The organism is Rhodopirellula sp. P2 (assembly GCF_028768465.1).
Lineage (GTDB): Bacteria > Planctomycetota > Planctomycetia > Pirellulales > Pirellulaceae > Rhodopirellula.
Genome location: NZ_CP118225.1, coordinates 3,152,118 through 3,174,547 on the forward strand (window position 1 = coordinate 3,152,118; position 22,430 = coordinate 3,174,547).

Genomic DNA, 22,430 nt, shown 5'->3' on the forward strand with positions numbered 1-22,430 from the left:
GGTTTGTCTCCTCCTTGAGACAATGATGAGCTAGCAACCCGATCCTACCGGGTCATTTCATCACCCAGCCACCCCAAAAAACTCGCAAAACGATAGATCCATGGACTCTGCCAGGGGGAAGACAGGCTGGTGGATACCGAAAAGGCACTGGCGGCAAGCAGCACCAGCGTGAAACACCGGCCTTGAATCTTTTCGCTCAGCGAACTCAGTTCCGGAACCAAGCTGTAAAGCCACAGGGGGGCAAACCACAGCATCCAGCGGAAACAAACGCTGACCCCACCGTAGTTGCGGTCGATTTCAGGCCGAGCAACGTAAAACACGAGGCAAACCAGGCTTGCCAACGCGATGGCAGCGGAAAGCCGCCGCATGTAGCTGGGACCATGCCGGCATCCCGCGACCATCCCAACCGGCACCAGGAACCAGAGCGGCGTGATCGAGAAGATCCCGTAGTAACCGAGCGTGGCGTGAAACAGGTAAGCGATGCGGCTGGGTTCACCCAAGTCGACTCCGCGACGTTTGTCCGTTCGCCAGTAACTTCCTGGGTAGTCGTACCAATCATCCCAGACGAACAGCGCCCAGTGGGCGCCGGTTGGAGCCAGTTTGTATTGAGTCTGTTTGGGGGGGGCGGACGTTTGCGAGTGTTCGGCGATGACTTCGTAGCCACCTTCGGTGAGTTTCCGGAGACTGATTTTGTCGGCCGTCTGAAGTGTGTTGCTGTGTGACAACGCCACCTCGATCTGGTCGATCGCCGCGTCGGCGGACAAGTCAACGGTCTCGATTTGTTCTCCGACGCTTCGATGAGCGTACGGTGTCCGCAGGCTTCCATGAGCCCATTGATTGGTTCCGACGATCCCCAGCAAGACAACGCCTGCTCCCAGCGCAAAGCCGGGAATCGATCGGGGATTCATCCAGCCGAACAGCACCGCCCACAGGGCCAGCATGGACAGGGCCGGCAATTCGCAGGCGACCGCAAATGCGGCGGAGGCTCCCGCAATCACCCAGGGAGCGAACTTAGGATGGTAGGTGATGCCCGAAAACGAATCGGCCATCTTTTCTGCTGCCCGGAGATACAACCAAAGCGTGAGCGACGTTGCGGCGGCGGCGAACAGGTGGTTGTTCAGTGAGATCGCAAAGGGCACCATCATGGTGCCGAAGCAAGCGGCCGCGACGCCCATCCGACGGGCGTAATCGGAGGCACCGATCAGCTCCACGATCAATGCCATTGTCACCAAGAACACGGCCAGCACCGGCAGGTTGATCAGCAGCAACAACAGCCGCGGGACATAGATCGGTTGCTCCGTCATCGTCAGTCCGGTGGTGTGGTGCACCACGCCGTAAACACCGGCCACCATGGTCACCAACAGCGTGGGTTTGCTGCTGTAGTAGTGCAGTTGCCCATCGGCACCCACGTGACGGACTTTATCGATGGTGTTCCAAGGCCGGCGTTTGCCGTCTTCGGAACGGATCGAAATGGGCCGGTCGATCGAAAAGGTTCCCTCTTCGACCAGCGAAGCGACGGTGCACCAGCGACTGCGATCATTGGCACTGAGGAACGCCGTGTCGCCTTCCTGACTGGAAACGACCGCAATCCGTCCGGCAACAATCGCCAAGGTCGCGACGATCATGATCGCGTAAGTGTTGCGACGGTGTTGTCGCGGGATCTCATGTTTACGCATCGTGAATCGGCCCTGTCAAATTCGTGTCCTGTGCCGAGGTCGCACGGTCGTTGGGCGCGCTCAAGCCGGCCCAATCGGAAAGGCTGTATCCAGAGGCATTGGGAAGCAAACGTGAGCCGCCCGCGGTGTTGGAAGTGGATTGCATGAACTCGCCATGCATGTGCATGGTCTCGTGACGGTCCCGAGCCGCGGCAACGGAGATCACCAATTCAGCCAGCAGGCCAGCTAAGACGCATTGAGCGCCGAGCAAGACCGCGAAAATGCAGTAGTAAAAGACGGCGGTCGAGTGCAGGTGCAATGGCTCTGCGTAGCCCAGTTCGGACAGAATGCGTTTGATGCTGAGGTAGATCATCCCAGCCGAGCCCACCGCGAAGCACAGCAAACCAGCCGAGCCGATCAAGTGCAGCGGCCGGCGACCATAGCCGGTCACCAGATGGATGCTGAGCAAGTCCAGGAAACCTTTGACCAATCGCGAGACGCCATACTTCGACACGCCATGTTGTCGAGCGTGGTGCTGGACCACGATTTCGCCCACTCGAAACCCGCGAGCGGAGGCGAGCACGGGAATGAAACGATGCCGTTCCCCGTACAGGTCGACTTCCGCCAAGACTTCCCGGCGATACGCTTTGAAGCCGCAATTGTGGTCGTGCAAGCGAACGCCGGTCAGCGAACTGACCAAAGCGTTGAAGACTCGACTGGGCAGCACTTTGTGCCAGGGGTCATGCCGCGTTTGTTTCCAGCCACTGACCACATCGAGACCGCTTTGGACTTTTTCGAGGAAGCGTGGGATCTCGGTTGGATCGTCCTGGAGATCCGCGTCCATGGTGAACACGATCGCACCGCGAGCGACAGAGAAACCGGCGCTCAAGGCGGCCGCTTTGCCAAAGTTGCGACGCAAACGCAGGGCGCAGGTCGAATGCGAGTGATCCGCTGCGGCGCCGCAAAGCGCGACCATCTTCTCCCAGGTTCGGTCCGTCGAGCCATCGTCGACAAAGATGATTTGAACGCGGACTTTTTGTTCCGCGCAGACAGCGGTGATCCGTTCGTGGAGTTCCGCCAGCGAGGCTTCTTCGTTCATCGCGGGAATCACCACCGAAATTTCTTCGAGGCGATCCGGGCCGGATGATTGCTGGCTTGGCTGAGGCTCAGGTGTCTGAAATCCAGCCGATAAACCTGACGTGATCGACGCTGGCGAGGCGAGGGACGATGGGATCGGGGAGGAGTTGGTGTTCATTCGCGTATCATACTCAGGATGAAGCCCCTTGCCACATTCGGGGGGACTGATCTGGGTTTTTGGGGCCCAGTCTGTGGGGCGGCGCCGGAACATCCGCTGGTTTCGTTGCTGATCTCCCATCCTTTGCCTATCGTGGCGAGGGATGCCGGTTGGTTTGTCTTGTTGTAGACAATCGAAGTTTCTTTCTGTCACGCGGGTTCAAGACCGCACTGGAGTTTCTCCCCATGTCTGAACCCGAAGTGTTGTTACGCGGTAGTCGTTTTGATGTCATTGCGATCGATCTTCCCGGTCGAGACGGGCAGTCACATCGACGCGAATTCATTCAGCATCCTGGGGCGGTGGTGCTGCTTCCGCTCGTCGACGATGACACCCTGGTGATGATCGAAAACGAGCGTCCTGCGGTGGGGGAAACACTGCTGGAGTTGCCAGCGGGAACCCGCGACCCGGGAGAAGACGTGCTGGTGACGGCCGCTCGCGAATTGACGGAAGAAACCGGGTACCGAGCTGCGGATTTGAGTGTCGCCTGTGAGTTCTACTCAGCACCGGGGTTGGGCAACGAGTTGATGCACTTGGTCGTCGCCAAGGATCTCACCGCGGGGGAGCAACAACTCGAAGCGACCGAGCGAATTGAGACCAAGTTGATGCATCGTGACGAGTTGTTGGAGCTCGTGCAGTCGTGTCAAATTCGCGACGCCAAAACGCTGATTGGTCTGCAGGCGTTTCTGTTTCAAAAAATTTGAAACGGATCGAAGAAAAGTTCCCGGTGGGCGTCTCTCAGCGGGCGATTCGCCGAGAAATGGGGCGTGCCGTTTTCAAGTGCTATGTTCGGCCCCCTCCCTCACGCAAGCCTGAACGGCGTCGTTCGACCTCCCCCAAAACTTCGTTTCGGGAGAGGTGCACCATGTGGGGCCCCGTGGAAAAGCGGGCCATAAAACGGCACGCCCTCAGAGTGGAGAAAGGATTTCTTTTCGATTGGCTCACCACGCCAAGAAACGGCGAATCAGTTCAATTCCCGGTTCCGTTAAAAAACTTTCCGGGTGGAACTGCCAGCCTTCCAATTTGTGTTGTCGGTGGCGGACACCCATGATCTGCCGATTGCCGCCCGTGTCCGTCCAGGCCCCGACGACCAGGTCATCGGGAACGGTGTGGGGGTCGATGACCAGCGAGTGATACCGGGTGGCGGTGAACGGATTGGTCAGACCTGCAAACAAGCCTTGGTCGTCGTGATGGATGCCATCCGTTTTACCGTGCATCAATTCGGGGGCTCGGATGATCGTCGCACCAAAGGCCTCCCCGATCGATTGGTGTCCCAAGCAAACCCCCAGAATTGGAAACTTGCCCGCAAAACGCCGGACGCATTCGACACTGACGCCCGCTTCGGTGGGGGTGCAGGGGCCCGGCGAAATCAACAAACGTTCGGGCGACAGCGCTTCGATTTCATCGGGGGAGAGGTCATCGTTGCGATGGACGCGAATGTCCGCCGAGGGATCGATTTCGCCCATTCGCTGAACCAGATTGTAAGTGAACGAGTCGTAGTTATCGATGACCAAAATCATGGCGGCAAATCCGAGGGGCAGCAAAGGGAGGCTGCAGGATAAGTGGCGGAGCGAGTTCTGTCGAAGTGACGAATCGGGCGGAACACGGATGTCAAGATGAATTCGTGACATTCAAAAGGAAAGGATATTCTTGGCGAGTCAAGACGTAAACGCTCTTTAGAAGGTTCAGCCAGACAGCGTATAATGATTGACTGACCGCGTCGCGAAGCCTTCTTCGCGGCGAGACAGATACGAACTCTTCATTGGACTCTTCATCGTGCTTTCGGTTCGCCCCAAAGTTGCTGAGCTTGCGTTTCACTTGTTCAGCCGATCGCTGCACCCAGAGCTCATTCTGGTGCACCAGACACGCAAAATTGAACGCGATGGATACGATGCCAAAATCGAAGTGACCAATTGCGGTCACGTCGTCACGTTCAATTCCGCGCCCACGGCGGACGCCGCAGCGACCACGCTGTGTGAGGTTGCCACCAGCGCTCACCAGCCTTTGCCTTCGCGTCGATGCTTGATTCGACAATCGCTCAAAGGCAGCCGAACAGAAGAAGCCACCTGCCGATCCGGTTTGTCGTACCGCTCGCATTTCCAGCTTGAAACCGTCGATCCGAAAATGTTCTGGATGGTTGGCCAGCAATTGGGGACGGGACCCACCGAAGGTTTGCTTCATCGATTTGATTCCAGTGGCCGGATGGCGCTGGGGGCGATCAGCTATCTCAACATTGAAACGCGTCGTCGTTCGATGTTGATCCAAGCGATTCACACATTCCCGGATGACTACGCGATCGTCAAAGTGGAATCGTTGTTCACCTTGCCGGAACCCGGCGCCGCTTCGGCTTGAACGCCGACTCAAACCGTCGCCTGCCAAGCCCGCCCCAGCAGCGACTTCAGCAGCGATGGAAATCTCAGCTGGATCGGCTGATTGGCGTCCTGGATCTGATGAATGGCGTTGCGGTTCATGGGATCGCGGGCCAGCGAAGCCGATACCGACCTGTTGCTGGTCTTCCCGCCGGCGAAAACGCGCTCTTGAGGTGGTATCGATCGATTGGTGTCCAGCGGTTCTATGTCGCCGACCTGGATGGATTGATGTGCCAAGGTCGCCAGGACGACGCTTTGTTGAATCTTGCGGCTGAGCTGCGCGATGGTGAAACGCTTTGGATCGATTGCGGTTGGCGTGAATCCGTTTCGCAAGCGGATCGCGATTGGATGTCGCAGATGAGGTCATCGATCCCGGCGGGCTCCGACATTCGGTGGATCATTGCCAGCGAATCAGCGGACTCGATCGACGTGTTGGATCGAATGTTGGAATGGATTCCCGCGTCCGAGCTCACACTCAGTCTGGATTTTCGAGACGGGCAATTTATCGGTCCCGATTCGGCAACGCATTGGATGCGGTCCGCCAGCGATCGGAACATTCGCGAGGCCATTTTATTGGACGTCGCTTCGGTGGGCGGCGAATCGGGCCCTCGCGATTGCCAGACTTTTTCGGGATTGGTCCGGCAATTTCGCAGCGTGAATTGGATCACCGGGGGCGGGATACGCTGCCCGGAGGAGGTTCAGAAGCTTGTCTCGGAGGGGTATTCTGAAGTTTTGATTGCGTCGGCCTTGCTGCCTTCGTCCGCTGCGGATGTGGCCTCGAAGACTTCTTGAAATCCACTGGATTGGCGATCTGCTGCCGCTTCGCTAGGCCGCAGTCAAACTGTTATCATTGGGAGGCTCGCCGGTGTCGATTTTGGACGGAACGGCGGGATTCTGATTTGACTCACCAAGTGAAAACAACATGGCAATGATCGATTCGATTCACGATTGGAACTTGCTGGCGCAAAATCCGGGCGGCGGACTGGACTCCAGTTCATTGTTGCTGCTGGTCGGCGTTTTCCTGGCGCTGTTCTTTGTCGCCCTGTTGGGATTCTTCTTTCTGCGGTATGGAAAGCTGTGGTTTCAGGCGTTCATGTCGGATGCCGATGTGCAGTTGTTGAATTTGATTCGCATGCACTTCACCAAGGTCAATCCGAATGTGATTGTGCAGGCCAAGGTGATGGCGGCGCAGGCTGGGTTGGACATCGGTCGCCGCGACGGAATCAGCACCCATCGCTTGGAAGCCCACTACTTGGCCGGTGGCAACGTGATGAATGTCATTCATGCCATCATCGCAGCTCACCGGGCTCAAATTCCGTTGGAGTTTGACCAGGCGGCCGCGATCGATTTGGCTGGACGCGATGTCTTGGACGCGGTTCAAACCAGCGTGTATCCCAAGGTGATTGATTGCCCGGATCCCAAACGCAGTGGCAAGACAACGTTGAGTGCGATCACCAAGAACGGTGTTGAGCTGCGGGTCAGAACTCGCGTGACGGTTCGGACCAACATCGAACAATTGATTGGTGGTGCCACGGAGGACACCGTGATCGCTCGTGTGGGCGAAGCAATCATCAGTTCAATTGGGTCCGCGGAAACCCATTTCAAGGTGTTGGAAAACCCGGACATGATCACGCGAGTGGTCCTGTCTCGCGGCCTCGATGCTCAGACTGCCTTTGAGATTGTTTCGATTGACATCGCCGACATTGATGTTGGGGAAAACATCGGAGCTCGTTTGCAAAGTGATCAAGCGGAAGCCGACACGCGTGTTGCTCGTGCCCAAGCCGAACGGCGTCGGGCCGAGGCGATCGCCGCGGAGCAGTTGATGAAAGCTCGCGTGTCTGAGAACCGTGCCCGCTTGGTTTTGGCGGAAGCGGACGTTCCCCGAGCCATGGCAGAAGCCTTCAAGGCTGGCCGGATCGGGAATGTTTCCAACGGGGCACCCGCAGAAGGCTCGGCGTGAGTTCAAGTATTCGAGCCACCATTGGCGAACCGATGGAAGGACCTTTTGAACGTCATTCCTATCGTGTTCGATTTCCCGGAGGCAATGGGTTTGAGTTGGCTGGGATCGTCGATCGTCCTCGCGATCGTCTGACGAAGGACGCACTCATCGATGTCCCCGTTGCCGTCTTCAGTCACTGCTTCACGTGTAGCAAGGACTTGAAGGCGATCGCCAGGGTTTCCCGACGTTTGGCGGAATTGGGTGTCGCCGTGTTGCGATACGACCTGACTGGGTTGGGAGGCAGCGATGGTGATTTCTCTCGCACTCACTTCACTTCCAACCAAGCGGACCTGCAGGCGGCGATTCAGTTTGCAGGATCCGAATTGGGGGCCGTGACCGGTTTGATTGGGCACAGCTTTGGTGGTGCGGCGTCGCTTGCGATTGCCTCGGATGAAGCGGCGCGTCCATCCACCTTGCAAGCGGTTGTTGCCATCGCGGCTCCCAGTGACACCGTTCACCTTGCGAATTTGCTGGATCGAATGGATCCGACGATTCAGGAAGTGGGAATCGGCGAAGTTGAGATTGGCGGTCGACGCTGGAGCATCCGGCGAGAGATGCTGGAGGATTTTCGCTCGCACCAACTCGCCGATCAGTTGCCCAAGGTTGAGGCCCAGGTCATGGTCTTTCATTCGCCCACCGACGAGACGGTGGGCTACGACCATGCACTGCGAATTGCCAGTTTGATTGGTGGCGAGAACGAGCGGTCCAGTTGCAGCGTGGTGACTCTTTCCGGGGCCGATCACTTGCTGATCCGACACCCCGGCGATGCGATCTGGGTCGCTGACACCGCGGCCGCTTTTCTGAGCCGTTACCACTAGAACACGAACACGAACTCGTTCCAGTTCAGCACACTCAAGGCGTACAACGCGTTTGCCCGGTCGGGGCCAACCTCGTACTTGGTGATCAATTCGTCGATCAGTTCGACGCCTTCTTCGATTTCAACATCGAGTGCCGGACGCATCAAGACTTGTTCGATCACGGCGGCGACAAACGATTGGGCGTTGGATTGGCCAGGCAATCTGGCGTGAACGGACTTGGCGAGCTTGTCAGCTTCTTCATGAATGAAGTCACTGTTGAGCAGCGACATCGCTTGCCCAGGTTGCAGAGTCGCAAACCGCGCTTCGCATGTCGTGTCCGGTTCGGGAAAGTCGAATGCTGATAGGAGCGGAGAGAGCAGCGAGCGTTTGACGTGGATGTAAACACTGCGTCGGTTGCGTTCTGCTTCACTGGAGTTTCCCCAACCCTGACCGGGCTTCGATTGGCCTGCCATGACTTCCGCCGACAGGGTCGGGTAGAAGCTCGGTCCGTAACTTTCGCGGTTGAGTGACTCGTTGACGGCCAAGATCGAGTCGCGAACTTCTTCGGCGCTCAAGCGTCGTGCATCAAATTTCCAAAACAGGTCGTTGCCTGGATCGATGGCCGCGGATGCTTCCTTGATCTCAGAGGACATCTGGTAGGCTTGGCTGGTGCAGATCAAGCGGTGCATGTCCTTCAGTTTCCAGTCGCCATCAACCAAGCGGTTGGCCAAGTAGTCCAGCAACTCCGGATGGGTTGGAGGAACACCGAGGCCGCCGAAGTTGTTTGGCGAGCGAACGATGCCGCGTCCGAAATGGTGCTGCCAAATTCGGTTGGCCATCACGCGAGAGGACAGTCGGTTTTCAGGGCTGGTCACCCACTCGGCAAACACACGCCGTCGTTCCTGGGGAGTCATTTCGGGCGGCGATTCCTGGAAGACTTCCGGGAATCGTGGTGTCACGGAATCGGTCGGGGAGTGTGGGTTGCCTCGGAACAGCAAGAACGTTTCTTCGATCGGGCGCAGTTTGCCAAGTCCGAGCACCTGTTCGCGATCGGGAAGTTCGTTGCGTTGCTTGGCGATCAGCCCCAGTTCTGATTGGATCTGGTCGTATCGCTTGCGTTGTTCTTGGGTCAGCAGCGGACGAAGCTTCTTCTTCAAGATGCGATCGCGTTGACGCTTGGGGCCTTCGGTGGCGCGTTGATCGGGAGCCGACATCTTGGTGATGCCGTCTTGTTCAATTTGGGTGGCCTCGGCTCGCAGTTTGCGTTGCTGGTCGTCCAGTTTTGCGTAGGCTTCGTTCAGGCCGGGGGCGGAGACATCGATCTGGTTGTTGCTGACTTGGTCACTGCGAGTTCCGTAACGACTGATGTCTGCGAAGAACGCCAGCATCCCGTAGTAGTCTGTTTGCGGAATCGGGTCGATCTTGTGATCGTGGCAGCGAGCGCAGTTGATGGTCAGGCCCAAGAAGGTTTGTCCGGTGACGGTGACCAGATCGTCCAGTTCGTCATAGCGCGCTTGCAATGGATCGGCGGGTTCGTCATCCCAGATGCCCAGCCGAAAGTAGCCGGTTGCGGTCAGCGATTCCGTCGTGACCTCAGCCTGCAAGTCACCTGCGAGTTGTTCGCGAACGAATTGATCGTAGGGTTTGTCTTCGTTGAACGAGCGAATGACGTAGTCGCGATATTTCCAGGCGTTGGGTTTGGGATTGTCCCGCTCAAACGAGTTGGTTTCAGCGTAGCGGACCAGGTCCAGCCAATGCCGTCCCCAGCGTTCACCGTAGTGAGGCGACCGAAGCAAACGTTCGACCAGGTTTTCATACGCCTTCGGATCGGAGTTGTGGACGAATTCGGCGACTTCCTGCTGTGTGGGCGGCAACCCTGTTAAGTCGAATGTCACTCGGCGGATCAGGGTGTGACGATCCGCAGGGGCGTTTGGCGTCAGGCCCGCCGCGAGCAGTGAGTCCAGCAGAAAGGCGTCGACCGGGTGATTGGATTGTTGCCAAGCTTCAACGACGGGATCAATTTGGACCGCTTGGTCGTTGGAGGTTGCCTGAGCGAGGAGGTTTTGGATCGCGTCGGACATGCTCGGTGGGGACACGTCCTGGACCGGTTCGTACGCCCAGTGCTTGGTGAATGTCGCGCCTTCTTTGATCCAGAGCCGAATTCGTTCGACTTCGGCTTCGCTGAGCGGTTCGCCTTCTGGTGGCATCAATTCGTAGTCGTCGTTGGCCACGATTCGTTCCAGCAAGTGGCTGGATTCTGGATCACCGGGCACGATCAGACGCTCCCCCGAGTCGCCTTCCACGAACGAAGTTTCCGCTTGGTGAAGTCCCAGTCCGCTCTCGGCTTGGTCGGGGCCATGGCAGGAATAGCAGCGTTTCGCCAGCAGCGGTTTGATCTCCTTGGCATAATCGACTTCCGCCTGGGCAGGCAGGCTGAGCAGGAACGAACCGGCCACGGCGAACCCGACCATTCGGGCCATCCATTTCGCTGGTTGGAGGAGGGCGGAGGTCGATTCGGCGAGCATGAGGGCGGGGCCGCAGATTGCGTTCATGCGAGACTCGTGAGGGCGAGATGGGCGGGAGGATTGGCTGTGACGCTATTTCTTAGAAAGAATCGCGTCCGATGCAAGCCAGTATATCCTATCGGCGATCGTTTGCGAAACGAAAGATCTGAATTGGAACGCTCAATTGGGGATGGCAAAAAAACTGGTTCGCTTATACTCTGCGCGCTTTCTGAACCAGCCAACCGGATGTTTTTCCGGTCAGCCCGTGCCTGACGACGTTGCGTGCGGCGGATTGTGGACCAGCGGGAGTCCCTGTGATCGGTCCCCAACCCCTCTGACGCCCGTCGTTTTGGGGCTGTTTTGAAGTGTTGGTTCATTCACCACGATTGAGAGACAGAAGCAGTGTCACAAGTTGAAACGACAAAGTTGCCTTACAAGGTCAAAGACATTTCGCTGGCCGATTACGGTCGCAAAGAAATTGAATTGGCCGAGAACGAAATGCCAGGTTTGATGGCGCTTCGGAGCAAGTACGGTGCGGAAAAGCCTTTGAAAGGGGCTCGCATTGCTGGTTGCTTGCACATGACCATCCAAACCGCGGTTCTGATCGAGACGTTGGTCGAACTGGGGGCCGAGGTGACTTGGAGCAGCTGTAATATTTTCAGCACCCAGGATCACGCTGCCGCCGCCATCGCTGCCGCTGGAATCCCCGTCTACGCCTGGAAGGGCATGACGGACGAAGAGTTCGATTGGTGCATCGAGCAAACGTTGGATTTCCCCTCCGGCGAAAAACTCAACATGATCTTGGACGATGGTGGCGATTTGACCGCCATGGTGCACGATCGATTCCCTGAATTGCTCGACAACATCCACGGGATCAGCGAAGAGACCACTGCCGGCGTTCACCGCTTGGAAGTGTTGAACAAAACGGGCAAGTTGCGTGTGCCTTCGATCAACGTCAATGACTCCGCGACCAAGAGCAAGTTCGACAACCTGTATGGTTGCCGCGAATCTTTGGCGGATGGTGTCAAGCGTGCGACCGACGTGATGTTGGCCGGCAAAGTGGCCGTGGTTTGCGGCTACGGCGACGTTGGAAAGGGCTGTGCACACAGCTTGAAGAGCTATGGCTGCCGCGTTTTGGTCACCGAAGTCGACCCCATCAACGCGTTGCAAGCGGCGATGGAAGGCTTCGAAGTCACCACGATGGAAGAGGCCTGCAAAGAAGGTCGTTTGTACGTCACCACGACGGGCAACAAAGACATCATCTTGGGCGAGCACATGAAGCAAATGCCCAACGATGCGATCCTTTGCAACATCGGTCACTTCGACACCGAAATCGACATCGCCTGGGCTGAGCAACAAGTTGCCGACGGCAAAGCGACGTTGAGCGAAATCAAGCCATCCGACATCGGTGCGGTGGACCGCTTCACGTTCAGTGACACCGGTCGAAGCATCATCATCTTGGCCAAGGGCCGTTTGGTGAACTTGGGCTGTGCCACAGGGCACCCCAGCTTTGTCATGAGCAGCTCGTTCACCAACCAGGTGTTGGCACAGTTGGAGCTGTTCCAGAACCGTGACAACGACAAGTACGGTGTTCAGGTTTACTTGTTGCCCAAAGAGTTGGACGAAGAAGTCGCCCGCCTGCACTTGGACGCCATCGGCGTGAAGTTGACCAAGCTGACTCAAGAGCAAGCCGATTACATCGGTGTGCCAGTGGAAGGTCCTTACAAGCCCAATCACTACCGCTATTAAGCCGCGAATTTTCGCAGTTTGAACGGATCAAAAAACAGCCGGCTGGGAAGCTTCCCAGCCGGCTGTTTTTGTTGTTCAAGTGGGGCGTTTGCGTTTTTTCATTGAATGGCCGTTGGCCAACAAAACCGACTGCCAAAGCGCAACTTCAAAATTTGCGTTACAGTTCGGCGGCTTCGATCGCCAGCTTCACATCTTCGTTGCCGTAGATGATGGACAGAAAGGCGGGGACGTAGCGATCGACCATTGCACCGCCCACGTACAGAATGTGGTCCAGCACGTCGTCGTCGGGAAAGTCATCGCTCAGCGGGATCGAAGTTTGGTACCGCAGTTCGCCGTCTTCCATGTCGAGTTCGAAACTTCCGATTTTCAATCCGTAATTCGCGCGGCAGACCGCTTCGGCGATGGATCGTCGGTTGTTCTCTGGGATTTTGTTGGCGGGATGAGAGAAAGCCTGGATCAGGGCGTCCTCGACCACGATCAGCACACGAATGTCGCCGTGTTTTCCGTCGAACATCATTCGAAAGAAGTTGTTCTCGCTGTCCTGTTCGTAGTTGATCCCTCCGCGGTCCAAATAAGCAGAGAACTGGTCGACTTGGGCAGACATCCCGGCGGCTCCTCGGTGGATGTGATTCAAACAGAAAAGACGGGCAAGCTCGGCCAAGCTCCAATCTTTCGACGGTGATTTGCCTTGGATGGTTCGCGACCAGGGCAGCTTCGTTCCCGATTCATCATGACGGGCAATCGGAGTGGAGTCGACCCGCATCAGCAAACCCCCTGGTGGAGGCGTTTCGGGCCTGGCGTGAATCGGGAGGTGCCTCGACTGGCCGGGCGTTCGCTGGGCGGGCGTTCACTGGGCGGGCCGGTCACTGGGGGCCGGTCACTGGGGGCCGGTCACTGGGGGTCGTTTCTGTTGGCTGATTGACATCAACTGCCCACCCCGCCGGTTCGCTTGGAACCAAATGGGCTCGAAAAACGTCGAATGGAGGACGCGAAAGTCCCCTTTTCACTGGAGCGTGTCGTCATGGCTGCGGCTTCGACTCGCTCGGCAAGCGTCAAAATCGAAACATTCCACACGGTTTTCACGCAGAAAACGGTGGAAGCGTCGGTTGAGTTTGGATCCTCGTCGGTGCTGCCTTTAACCTGAAACGATGCGTTAAACCGTACCGATTAGCTTGACCGGCGCGGCTGTGCCGAAAAACCTTGTCACAACGACTGCCAGTCGTCGAATAACCACCGATATCCCCCCAGATTTTTGGGCCCTGAACTTTCAGGGGCAGCGACCAAGTCTGGAACTCCTTCAGCTGAAGAAAATTCCGCCGATGAACTTCGACAATTCTTCTCGCCGTCCAACCGACTCCAAGCAATCGTTCCGAGCTCAAGTTCGGCATCGTTTGATGTCTTGGATTCAAGGAACGTCCCCTGCACCCGTTGGCGAGGCTGTCCAGCGAGGACGCTTGCAGCTGGAATCGCTGGAAAAACGCCAGATGATGGCGGGCGATGTCGAACTCTTTGCAACCGAAGGGTTCTTCGGTTCAGCGGGCGAGTCGTCGGCTGCTGTGGAGAGTTCTTCGACCGATCGCGGGACGTCCGACCGAGCTGCCGAAGGCGAGCCCGGCCAGGACTTGGTCCAATTCGCGAAGGACTTGGATGCGGCTGGGGTGACTTTCTACGGTGCCCACTGGTGCCCTGCCTGCACACAGCAAAAGCAATTGTTCGAAGATGGTGGCGACGATCTTCCGTTCGTGGAGGTCACGCTTCCCGATCGAACGCAAGATTCGCAGTTCGCTTCGCTGAACATCAGCGAATATCCAACCTGGGTGTTCCCCGATGGAACTCGGCTGACCGGGGTTCAATCGCTGGAAACCCTGAGCACCCGCAGCGGAGTCGCCATTCCGACTTCAGACAACGAAAATCCATCGTTCGAGACCATCGGCGCGCAAACGGTGGAGCTTGGTTCGCCGCTTCATATTCCGATCGACGGTTACGATGCCGAAGGTGGTCCGCTGACTGTGACCGTCTCGGTGGCCAATCCAAATTTGGTGGAAGCGACCGTGTTGAGCGGGAACCGCTCGCTCCGTTTGGACATGGACGGATTTGGAGACATGGTGTTCGAGTTGTTCGAGCAGCGTGCCGAGCGTCCAACCGCACGAGTCATCGAGTTGGCCAACAGTGGCTTTTACGATGGGATCATTTTCCACCGAGTTGTCAACGGTTTTGTGATCCAAGGTGGTGATCCGACCGGCACTGGAACGGGCGGTTCCGACCTGGGTGACTTCGACGATCAATTTCATCCCGATTTGCAGCACAACCGAACGGGCGTTTTGTCATTCGCGAAATCGTCGGATGACACGAACGACTCGCAGTTCTTCATCACGGAAGTGGAAACTGATTTCCTCGACTTCAATCACTCGGTGTTTGGTCAGTTGGTCGAAGGAGAAGACGTTCGTGAGGCGATCAGCAACATGCAGGTCAACAACAGCACGTCGAACAAGCCAACCACCGACATTGTGATCAACAACGCGACGGTGTTCAACGACACCGAGAACTCGGTGATCATGCTGAAGGGACTGGGGGGAACGGGCAGCACCACGGTGACGGTGACCATCACCGACTCCGACGGGAACTCGTACGATCAGGTGGTTCCAGTGACGATCACGGATCCGCCATCGGATCGTCGCAATGCTCAGCCTTACCTGGAGGACATCAGCGTCCCGGCCTCGTCCCCCAAAACAGCTCCGGTGGAGTTGCAGTTGGAGAGCTTTGACCTCGAGGACGATGCGGTTCAGTACTTCATCAGCGGTGGCGTGACCGGAGGCACCGCCACGGTCAACGCATCGACCGGACTGCTGGAAGTGACACCCGCCGCCGGCGTTGCGGGAACGCAAACGGTATCGCTGACCGTGGGAGTGGCGGCGGCATCCAATGCGGCTTCCAACTCCGACCTGCAAAGTTTGGTGTTCACATTCACGGACGACAACACACAAGCACCGGCGGCACCGTCATCGCTGGACCTGCGGTCGTCATCGGACACTGGCAACAGCAGCGGTGACAACTTGACCAATGCGGCGTCGTTGACGTTTGACGTCAGCGGTGTGACCACTGGGGCAACCGTGCAGATCATCAACACGGCTGACAACACCGTGGTTGGGGTTGGCACTGCCACGGGCGGATCGATCGCGATCACGACCAGCAACTTGGCTGCGATTGGCGATGGCACCTATAGTCTGGCTGCTCGTCAGATCGTCAACGGTGTGACCAGCGGCACGTCGACGGCACTGTCCGTCACGCTGGACCGCACCGACCCCTCGTTCACCTTGCCAGCCAACTCGTCCACAGGCAATGTGGGAGCGGCTTACCAAGCGAACCTGGCCAGCAGCGAAGAGGGCAGCGGAGCGACCTACAGTTTGACCGTTTTCCCCGCCGGAGCCACGATCGGTTCCTCAACCGGGATCATCAACTGGACGCCCACCACGGCGCAATTGGGCTCGAATGACTTCACCGTCGAGATCCGTGACTTAGCCGGCAACACCTACACGGAATCGTTTGCCGTGACGGTTGCCGAGGAGGCTTTGGCGCGGCTGGAGGTGCGGCTGACGGACTTGGATGGCAACACGATTGACTCGGTTGATGTGGGGCAAGAGTTCTTCCTGCAGTTGATCGGTGTGGACGCTCGGCCACGCGAGGACCTCGGTGGGATCTATTCTGCTTATGCCGACATCGAGTTTGATTCCTCAATCGCTGATTTCGTCCCGGGCACTTCCATTGAATACGACAGCGATTTTGATTTCTTGCCACGTGGCACGTTGACCAGCGGATTGTTCAACGAAATCGGATCGGCGAGCAGTCGGTTCTCGCCAACGAATGAAGAAGAGTCCGTGATGGCGATTGTTCGCATGCGTGCGATCTCGGATGGTTCGTTGACCTTCACCACCAACCCGGCTGACGTGAGTGCCAATGAAACGTTGTTGTTTTTCAACAACGATCGTTTGCCCGCCGGTTCGATCAACTACGGCAGCACCACGCTGACCGTTGGCGACGTCAATGCGAACAATCCACCCGTGGGCGTGGATGACACGTTCACCGTGATTTCAGGATCAGGGCAGAACACGTTGGATGTGTTGGCCAACGAAGCGTCCACCGCCGACCCCGGCGAAACGCTGACGATCACCGCCGTTGGCACCGCCAGCAACGGCGGCACGTTGAGCATTGCCTCCAACGGTCTGTCGATCAACTACACGCCGCCAGCCAACTTCATTGGAACGGACACGTTCCAGTACACACTCAGCGATGGAACCAGCACGGACACTGTGCAGGTGACCGTGAACATCCAGAGCGATGACAACGCACCCACCGCAGTCAATGATTCTTTCCCTGTCACGGGAACGATTTTGGAAGACTCCGCTGCGGTGACCTACGATGTTCTCGCCAATGACACAACGGACGCGGACAACGAATCGTTCACGATCACGGGCGTGGGGTCGGCATCCAACGGAGGTCAAGTTTCGATCGCCAACAGCGGAACGGGGCTCTCCTACAAACCCGCAGCGAATTTCAACGGCACCGAAACGGTGACCTACACCATTCGCGATACCGGCGGTGGACTGTCGACGGCGACAGTGACCTTCACGGTAACCGCGGTGAACGACGCACCGGTTGCCGAAAGCATCACGGTCGATACCGTGCGGGGCACAAGCAACGAGGCCGTGATCACGCGAAGCGATCTGCCGAGCAATGTCGATGTCGGCGAGGTGTTGCAGTTCGTCAACCTCAGCACGCCAACGGCGGGCGGGACAGTGACAGTGAGTTCAGACGGTTCCAGCGTTTTGTACACGCCGCCGACCAGCACCTTCACTGGCACCGACACGTTCACTTACCAAGTTCAAGATGCTGGTGGGCTGTCCAGTTCCACAGCCACGATCACAGTGAATGTTGCGGACTACCTGGCCCGGACGTTCAACTTCACGTTTGATTCGATCGGTGCGTTGTCGAGCAGTTTCTATGACGCCGCCATTTTGACTGGCACCAACGCTCGCGGTGAAACGGTTTCCATTCCATTGTCGGATTCTTCCGTCGTGGTTTCGGGTGGCACGGTCAGTGTTCCGGATATGTTGCCCGGTTCGTACAAACTGAGCATTCCTGCGGTGCCGTTCTTTGAAGGTGGCGAGGAGGCTCGCGAGATCGACATTGAAAGCGGTGCCGATGAGTCCGATGAAGAACTTTCGCTGAGCTTCGGGCGATTGTTGCCGCAGTACATTCGAGTGAATGATTGGTTCGGTTCCGCGCCGGCACTGCGTGTGGTCGCGGCAGTCTTGCCGGGCAGCAATGCCTTGTACATGCAGTCCAGCGACGCGGCGGATTCGCGTTTGAGCGACTTGGAATTGTCGCTCAATGCAGCGGCCACCAGCATCACGGTCAGTGCGACCGAGTCGACGACCACCGATGGAGCGACCACCACTGCTCAGGTCAGCGGGACGGCGGACGTGAGCGATGGCAGGGCCTTGGAGGTTCGCGGCCAAGTCGGTGATTATCGATTGGTGATTCTCAACTTCGACGAGTCGGGGTTTGAGCTGGAAACACCTTCGTCCAGTGCAGCCGCAGCGGCGAGCACGCAGTCAACACAAGCCGCCGGAGAACCATTGGCATCGGCAGTGACCGTTGCGGATGCGATGGTGCCTGTCAGCGAGCTCGGGACCACGCGTGTTCAAAGCAGTGTGGAACCGTCTGGCGAACCCATTGAGATCCTTTCAGAGGGGGCTCAGAAGGTCGTTGCAGGGGCCGATGAAGCCAGCCAAGTCGATGCCGCGATGCCCGATGTCAGCACCCGTTTGACCCGAATTTCGGGCACCGAAGAGGTGGTTGCCAGCGGCATCACGGGCCAACCCCGATTGCTCGGCGAAGCCGTGGATGAGGTCTTGACAGGCGGTTCTGGGGCAAACTGACCCTGATTCGACCCTCAAAAACCGAAAAAGGCTGAAAATCACGGTGTTTTCGCCCTTTGGAAGGGTTGCGGCCGGACCATGCGGGACATAACACTTGTGCCGCATCGGAGGGGAATCCCAACGTTCTAACTCCTATTCACTATTTAGTTCACCCATTTTTGCAGGTGCCGCTCATGGCCAAAGTACCGCCCAAACCACCGACGAAGACTCAAATCATCGCCAACATTGCAGAAGAGACCGAACTGACCAAGAAAGACGTTGCTGCTGTCCTCGACTCGTTGGCTGGTGAAATCGAGAAGTCGCTGCAAAAGGGTGGCCCTGGACAATTCGCTATCCCCGGTCTTTGCAAGATCGTGTTGAAGGACGTTCCCGCCAAGCCAAAGCGAAAAGGTCGCAACCCTGCCAACGGCGAAGAAATCTGGTTGGCACCCAAGCCCGCCAGCAAGAAACTGACCATCCGCCCACTGAAGGGCCTGAAGGAAATGATCTGATCGGCGAATCAGCTTCCTTCGAAGTAAGAAATGACTGCCCTGCAACGCGATCTGCGTTGCGGGGCAGTTTTCGTTTGTGCTTGGATGGTGTGAGCGATGTGTTTCCGTTCGACTTCGGTGGTCATTGATCGGGATGCCAGCGAGACGCAATCCCGCTATACTTCACCCACTTTTCATCCGTGATCTTTTCTCGGCGGCAACATGATCGAAACCTCCTCGAATGCCACCGCCCCTGACGTGGCCGCGAAATCTGTGAACGAAGAATCCCCCGCCGAAGCGACAAACGTCCAACACAACACAGGTCCTGGATCGAGGCCTCGCAAGAAGGCCACTCGCGGTCGCATGGGCAAACTGAAAGGGGTTCGGATTGCTGGGACGGGATCGTATGTTCCCGAGCGAATCGTCACCAACGAAGACCTGGCTGCGCTGGGGTGTGACAGCGACTGGATCGTGCGCCGCACCGGTATCTTGCAGCGTCGACATGCGGAACCCGATCAAGCGACCAGCGATCTTTGCTACGAAGCGGCGCTTCGTTGTCTCGAGAATGCCAATGTCTCGATCGACGAGGTTGACCTGATCCTCGTTGCCACGATCACACCGGATCATCCCACGCCTTCGACGGCCTGTCACTTGCAACGCCGGCTCGGTGCCGTCGCGCCCGCGATGGACATTGGCGCCGCCTGCGCTGGGTTCATGTACGCACTCGTCACCGGGGCGCAGTTTGTTTCCAACGGCAACGCTCGCAACGTGTTGGTCATCGGTGCGGACTTGATGAGCCGCACGGTGGATCCCGAAGACAAGAAAACCTACCCGTTGTTTGGGGATGCGGCTGGCGCCGCTTTGTTGGTGCCCTCCAACGTGGATGATTCCCCGCCCTCTGATGGCGAGCGTGAGTCCAGCGACCCAGGCATCCAAGCCGATGGATTGCTGGCGTATCAACTTGGCAGCGAAGGTTGCGGTGGCGAGATGCTGTGCATCCCTGCGGGCGGTTCACGAACGCCGATCACGGCCGAGTCCGATCCCGCTGCCAGTCGCTATCTGCAGATGGATGGTCGGGGAGTGTTCAAGTGGGCGGTGCGAATCTTTGACGAGAGTGCCAAAGATGTTTTGAATGCCGCCAACGTATCTTCCGATCAACTCGGGTTGGTGGTCTTGCACCAAGCCAACCAGCGAATCATTGATTCCGCCGTGTCGGATTTGAACGTGCCGCCTGAGAAGGTGTTCGTGAACCTCGACAAGTACGGCAACACCTCGGGGGCGAGCATCCCGCTGGCACTCGATGAAGCTGCTCGCGAGGGACGCTTGAAAGAAGGCGACCTGTTGTTGCTGTGCGGATTTGGTGCGGGCTTAGCCTGGGGCACCGCGCTGCTGCGTTGGTAAGCAGGTCGGCTGGAATGGATCGGGCACAACCATGTGAGCCGTTTGGGCGTTAGCCTGGGCTGCGCGTGAAAACCGTGGCTAACGCCAACGGCTCACATACCCGATGACACCTGCGTACCTGCTTAGTCAGTGCGATTGGTGTCGATCACGCCCGGGGATGAAACTCTCGGTGCACGCGTTGCAATCGCGAGTGTTCGACGTGGGTGTAGATCTGGGTCGTTTGAATGCTGGCGTGTCCCAGCATCTCTTGGACCTGCCGCAGGTCAGCACCACCGGCCAGCAAGTGCGTCGCGAAGCTGTGACGCAAACTGTGGGGGCTGATCTCGTCCGAGATTCCCGCCCGCTTGGCATAGCGTTTCACCAACCGCCACAGTTGGATTCGATCCAGTGCTTTGCCGCTTCTTGAGAGGAACAGTTCGTCGACTTGACCGGGGTTGCGATCCGCCAGGAGCTGTCGGCTCTCTTCGAGGTACAGCTGGATTGCCCGAATCGCCCCGCCGCCGATGGGGACCATGCGTTGTTTGTCTCCCTTCCCGTGACAGCGCAGGGTGCGTTCCTCGAGCGTCAAGTCTCGAACGCGAAGCGTGCAGACCTCGGACGCACGGCAACCGGTTGCGTAGAGCACTTCCAGCAACGCACGATCGCGCTGCCAGAAGGAATCGGACTTTTTGACGGCGGAGAGGAATGCTTCGACTTCGTTGGGCGAGAGCACGCCCGGCATGCGTTGCCAAGCCTTCTGCGTCGCCAGCAGTTCGGCCGGGTTGTCGACCGTGATGCCTTCGAGTTGCAGATACCGGAAGAACGTCCGGATCGCCACAATCGCTCGGGAGATGGACGCGGGAGCCAGCCCTTCGCCGTGCAGGGAGGCGACGAAGTCCGACAATTCGGTGATTGTCAGGTCCGCGGGACGGCGTCCGTCCATCCAGGTGACAAACCGTTTCATGTCGCGCCCATAGGCGGAGATGGTGTTGTCGGCCAGATGACATTCGCGTTTCAAGTAAACCAAAAATTCATCACAAACCGCTTGACCGGCCGAGGGACCGGCCGATTCTGTCTGTCCGGTCTGCAATTGCTGCAGTTTTGTGCGTCGTTTAGCCACTCTAGTGGTGCTCCACGGCGTTCAGGGATGCACTGTGGATGTGCACTTCATCGAAACGTTTCCAATGAGTTATCGTCTTGGAGGCGTGTTGCCGCCAATGTCAATTCTTCTCGAATCATCTCCAGCGTAAGATTCTTCCCATGAAAGTTTTCGTCGTCGGCGGTGCCGGGTACATCGGGTCCCACGCGGTCGCTTTGTTGCTCGATGCCGGTCACGAAGTGGTCGTGTTTGACAATCTGTCACGCGGCCACGCCAAATCGGTCCCGGAAGGCTTGCTGGTCGAGGGAGACCTGAGCGATCAGGCGAAGCTGACGGCGCTGTTGAAAGAACACTCGATCGATGCGGTGATGCACTTCGCCGCGTTTGCCGAGGTCGGTGAATCGGTCCGTGACCCGGCGATCTACTACCAGAACAATGTCGTGGCAACGTTGTCTTTGTTGGAGGCAATGCGTGCAGCGGATGTCAAAAACATTGTCTTCAGCAGCACCACGGCGACCTACGGGCAACCTGAGACGGTGCCGATCCCCGAGACCACGCCGCAGAACCCGATCAATCCTTACGGGTTCTCGAAGTTGGTGATTGAAAAGGCGTTGGCGGATTACGCTCACGCCTACGGGTTCGCCTACGCGGCGCTGCGATACTTCAACGCCGCCGGAGCACGCCCCGATGGAACGATTGGTGAACATCACGACCCCGAATCGCATTTGATCCCGATCGTGTTGCAGGTGGCTTTGGGGCAACGTGAATCGATTTCGATCTTCGGCGATGATTATCCCACGCCGGATGGCACATGCATCCGCGACTACATCCACGTCGACGACCTGGGAGATGCTCACCTGCGGGCTCTCGACCGGTTGGTTCCGGGGGAAGGCATCAAAGTGAACCTGGGGACAGGCCGAGGCACCAGCGTTCGAGAAATCGTTGATGCATGCCGCTCCGTGACTGGGCATCCGATCCCCGAAGTGATGGGGCAGCGTCGTCCTGGCGACCCTGCGGAGCTGATTGCCGATGCGAAATTGGCGGGGGAAGTGCTGGGTTGGAAACCCCGGTACACCGAGATCCAGGACATCGTGAAGACGGCTTGGAATTGGCACCAAGCACACCCCCAGGGTTACGACACGGTTTGACGGGATCGCTCTGAGAGCTCCTCCGACTGG

16 protein-coding genes are annotated in these 22,430 nt (G+C 57.8%); 10 read left to right on the plus strand and 6 right to left on the minus strand.

The window, feature by feature from the left end; translation table 11 throughout:
• Positions 1–44: 44 nt before the first annotated feature.
• Complete coding sequence (locus PSR62_RS11140) at positions 45–1,676, minus strand: hypothetical protein (protein ID WP_274407818.1); 1,632 nt, start codon at positions 1,674–1,676, stop codon at positions 45–47.
• Positions 1,669–2,910 (minus strand): glycosyltransferase family 2 protein, encoded by a 1,242-nt coding sequence (locus tag PSR62_RS11145; protein WP_274407819.1) that lies wholly within the window; start codon positions 2,908–2,910, stop codon positions 1,669–1,671. The genes PSR62_RS11140 and PSR62_RS11145 overlap by 8 nt, the downstream gene beginning before the upstream one ends.
• 224 nt (positions 2,911–3,134) lie before the next feature.
• Here PSR62_RS11145 and PSR62_RS11150 point away from each other — a divergent pair, with 224 nt between their 5' ends.
• Positions 3,135–3,650: an NUDIX hydrolase gene (locus PSR62_RS11150; protein ID WP_274407820.1), complete on the plus strand. Its 516-nt coding sequence runs from the start codon at positions 3,135–3,137 to the stop codon at positions 3,648–3,650.
• Between the two features lie 237 nt (positions 3,651–3,887).
• Here PSR62_RS11150 and PSR62_RS11155 read toward each other — a convergent pair whose 3' ends face one another.
• A complete protein-coding gene (locus PSR62_RS11155; protein ID WP_274407821.1) occupies positions 3,888–4,466 on the minus strand; it encodes an anthranilate synthase component II in 579 nt (192 codons plus the stop codon).
• Positions 4,467–4,653: 187 nt separating this feature from the next.
• Between PSR62_RS11155 and PSR62_RS11160 the strand changes: the two genes are divergently transcribed.
• The 4 genes from PSR62_RS11160 to PSR62_RS11175 all read left to right on the plus strand — a co-directional run bounded on the left by PSR62_RS11160 (position 4,654) and on the right by PSR62_RS11175 (position 8,132).
• The gene (locus PSR62_RS11160; protein WP_274407822.1) at positions 4,654–5,298 is read left to right on the plus strand and encodes a DUF2617 family protein; all 645 of its coding nucleotides are present in this window, start codon (positions 4,654–4,656) and stop codon (positions 5,296–5,298) included.
• Positions 5,295–6,107 carry a HisA/HisF-related TIM barrel protein gene (locus tag PSR62_RS11165; protein ID WP_274407823.1) on the plus strand — a complete coding sequence of 271 codons (813 nt, stop codon included), beginning with the start codon at positions 5,295–5,297 and terminating at the stop codon, positions 6,105–6,107. Before PSR62_RS11160 ends, PSR62_RS11165 begins: the two co-directional genes overlap by 4 nt.
• A 130-nt stretch (positions 6,108–6,237) precedes the next feature.
• Entirely contained in the window at positions 6,238–7,275 is a 1,038-nt protein-coding gene (gene floA / locus PSR62_RS11170; RefSeq protein WP_274407824.1) for a flotillin-like protein FloA, read from the plus strand.
• On the plus strand, positions 7,272–8,132 hold the full coding sequence (locus tag PSR62_RS11175) for an alpha/beta hydrolase family protein (RefSeq protein WP_274407825.1): 861 nt from the start codon (positions 7,272–7,274) through the stop codon (positions 8,130–8,132). Before floA ends, PSR62_RS11175 begins: the two co-directional genes overlap by 4 nt.
• Here PSR62_RS11175 and PSR62_RS11180 read toward each other — a convergent pair.
• Complete coding sequence (locus PSR62_RS11180) at positions 8,129–10,663, minus strand: PSD1 and planctomycete cytochrome C domain-containing protein (RefSeq protein WP_274407826.1); 2,535 nt, start codon at positions 10,661–10,663, stop codon at positions 8,129–8,131. The two genes, PSR62_RS11175 and PSR62_RS11180, sit on opposite strands and share 4 nt — an antisense overlap.
• A gap of 354 nt (positions 10,664–11,017) precedes the next feature.
• Between PSR62_RS11180 and ahcY the strand changes: the two genes are divergently transcribed.
• Positions 11,018–12,364, plus strand: coding sequence for an adenosylhomocysteinase (gene ahcY, locus PSR62_RS11185; RefSeq protein WP_274407827.1), 1,347 nt, complete (start codon positions 11,018–11,020; stop codon positions 12,362–12,364).
• 157 nt (positions 12,365–12,521) lie between these two features.
• On the opposite strand, the gene PSR62_RS11190 is transcribed toward ahcY, so the two are convergent.
• On the minus strand, positions 12,522–12,968 hold the full coding sequence (locus tag PSR62_RS11190) for a YbjN domain-containing protein (RefSeq protein WP_236696080.1): 447 nt from the start codon (positions 12,966–12,968) through the stop codon (positions 12,522–12,524).
• Positions 12,969–13,683: 715 nt separating this feature from the next.
• Between PSR62_RS11190 and PSR62_RS11195 the strand changes: the two genes are divergently transcribed.
• From PSR62_RS11195 to PSR62_RS11205, 3 genes are all read left to right on the plus strand, one after another.
• A complete protein-coding gene (locus PSR62_RS11195) occupies positions 13,684–18,303 on the plus strand; it encodes an Ig-like domain-containing protein (RefSeq protein ID WP_274407828.1) in 4,620 nt (1,539 codons plus the stop codon).
• Positions 18,304–18,476: 173 nt separating this feature from the next.
• On the plus strand, positions 18,477–18,794 hold the full coding sequence (locus tag PSR62_RS11200; RefSeq protein WP_047813421.1) for an HU family DNA-binding protein: 318 nt from the start codon (positions 18,477–18,479) through the stop codon (positions 18,792–18,794).
• 201 nt (positions 18,795–18,995) lie between these two features.
• Positions 18,996–20,174, plus strand: a complete 1,179-nt coding sequence (locus tag PSR62_RS11205; RefSeq protein WP_274407829.1) for a beta-ketoacyl-ACP synthase III — start codon at positions 18,996–18,998, stop codon at positions 20,172–20,174.
• Between the two features lie 145 nt (positions 20,175–20,319).
• Here the strand turns inward: PSR62_RS11205 and xerD are convergent, their stop codons facing one another.
• Positions 20,320–21,273: a site-specific tyrosine recombinase XerD gene (xerD, locus tag PSR62_RS11210; protein WP_274407830.1), complete on the minus strand. Its 954-nt coding sequence runs from the start codon at positions 21,271–21,273 to the stop codon at positions 20,320–20,322.
• Between the two features lie 140 nt (positions 21,274–21,413).
• Between xerD and galE the strand changes: the two genes are divergently transcribed.
• On the plus strand, positions 21,414–22,400 hold the full coding sequence (gene galE / locus PSR62_RS11215) for a UDP-glucose 4-epimerase GalE (RefSeq protein ID WP_274407831.1): 987 nt from the start codon (positions 21,414–21,416) through the stop codon (positions 22,398–22,400).
• The last annotated feature ends 30 nt before the right edge of the window (positions 22,401–22,430 follow it).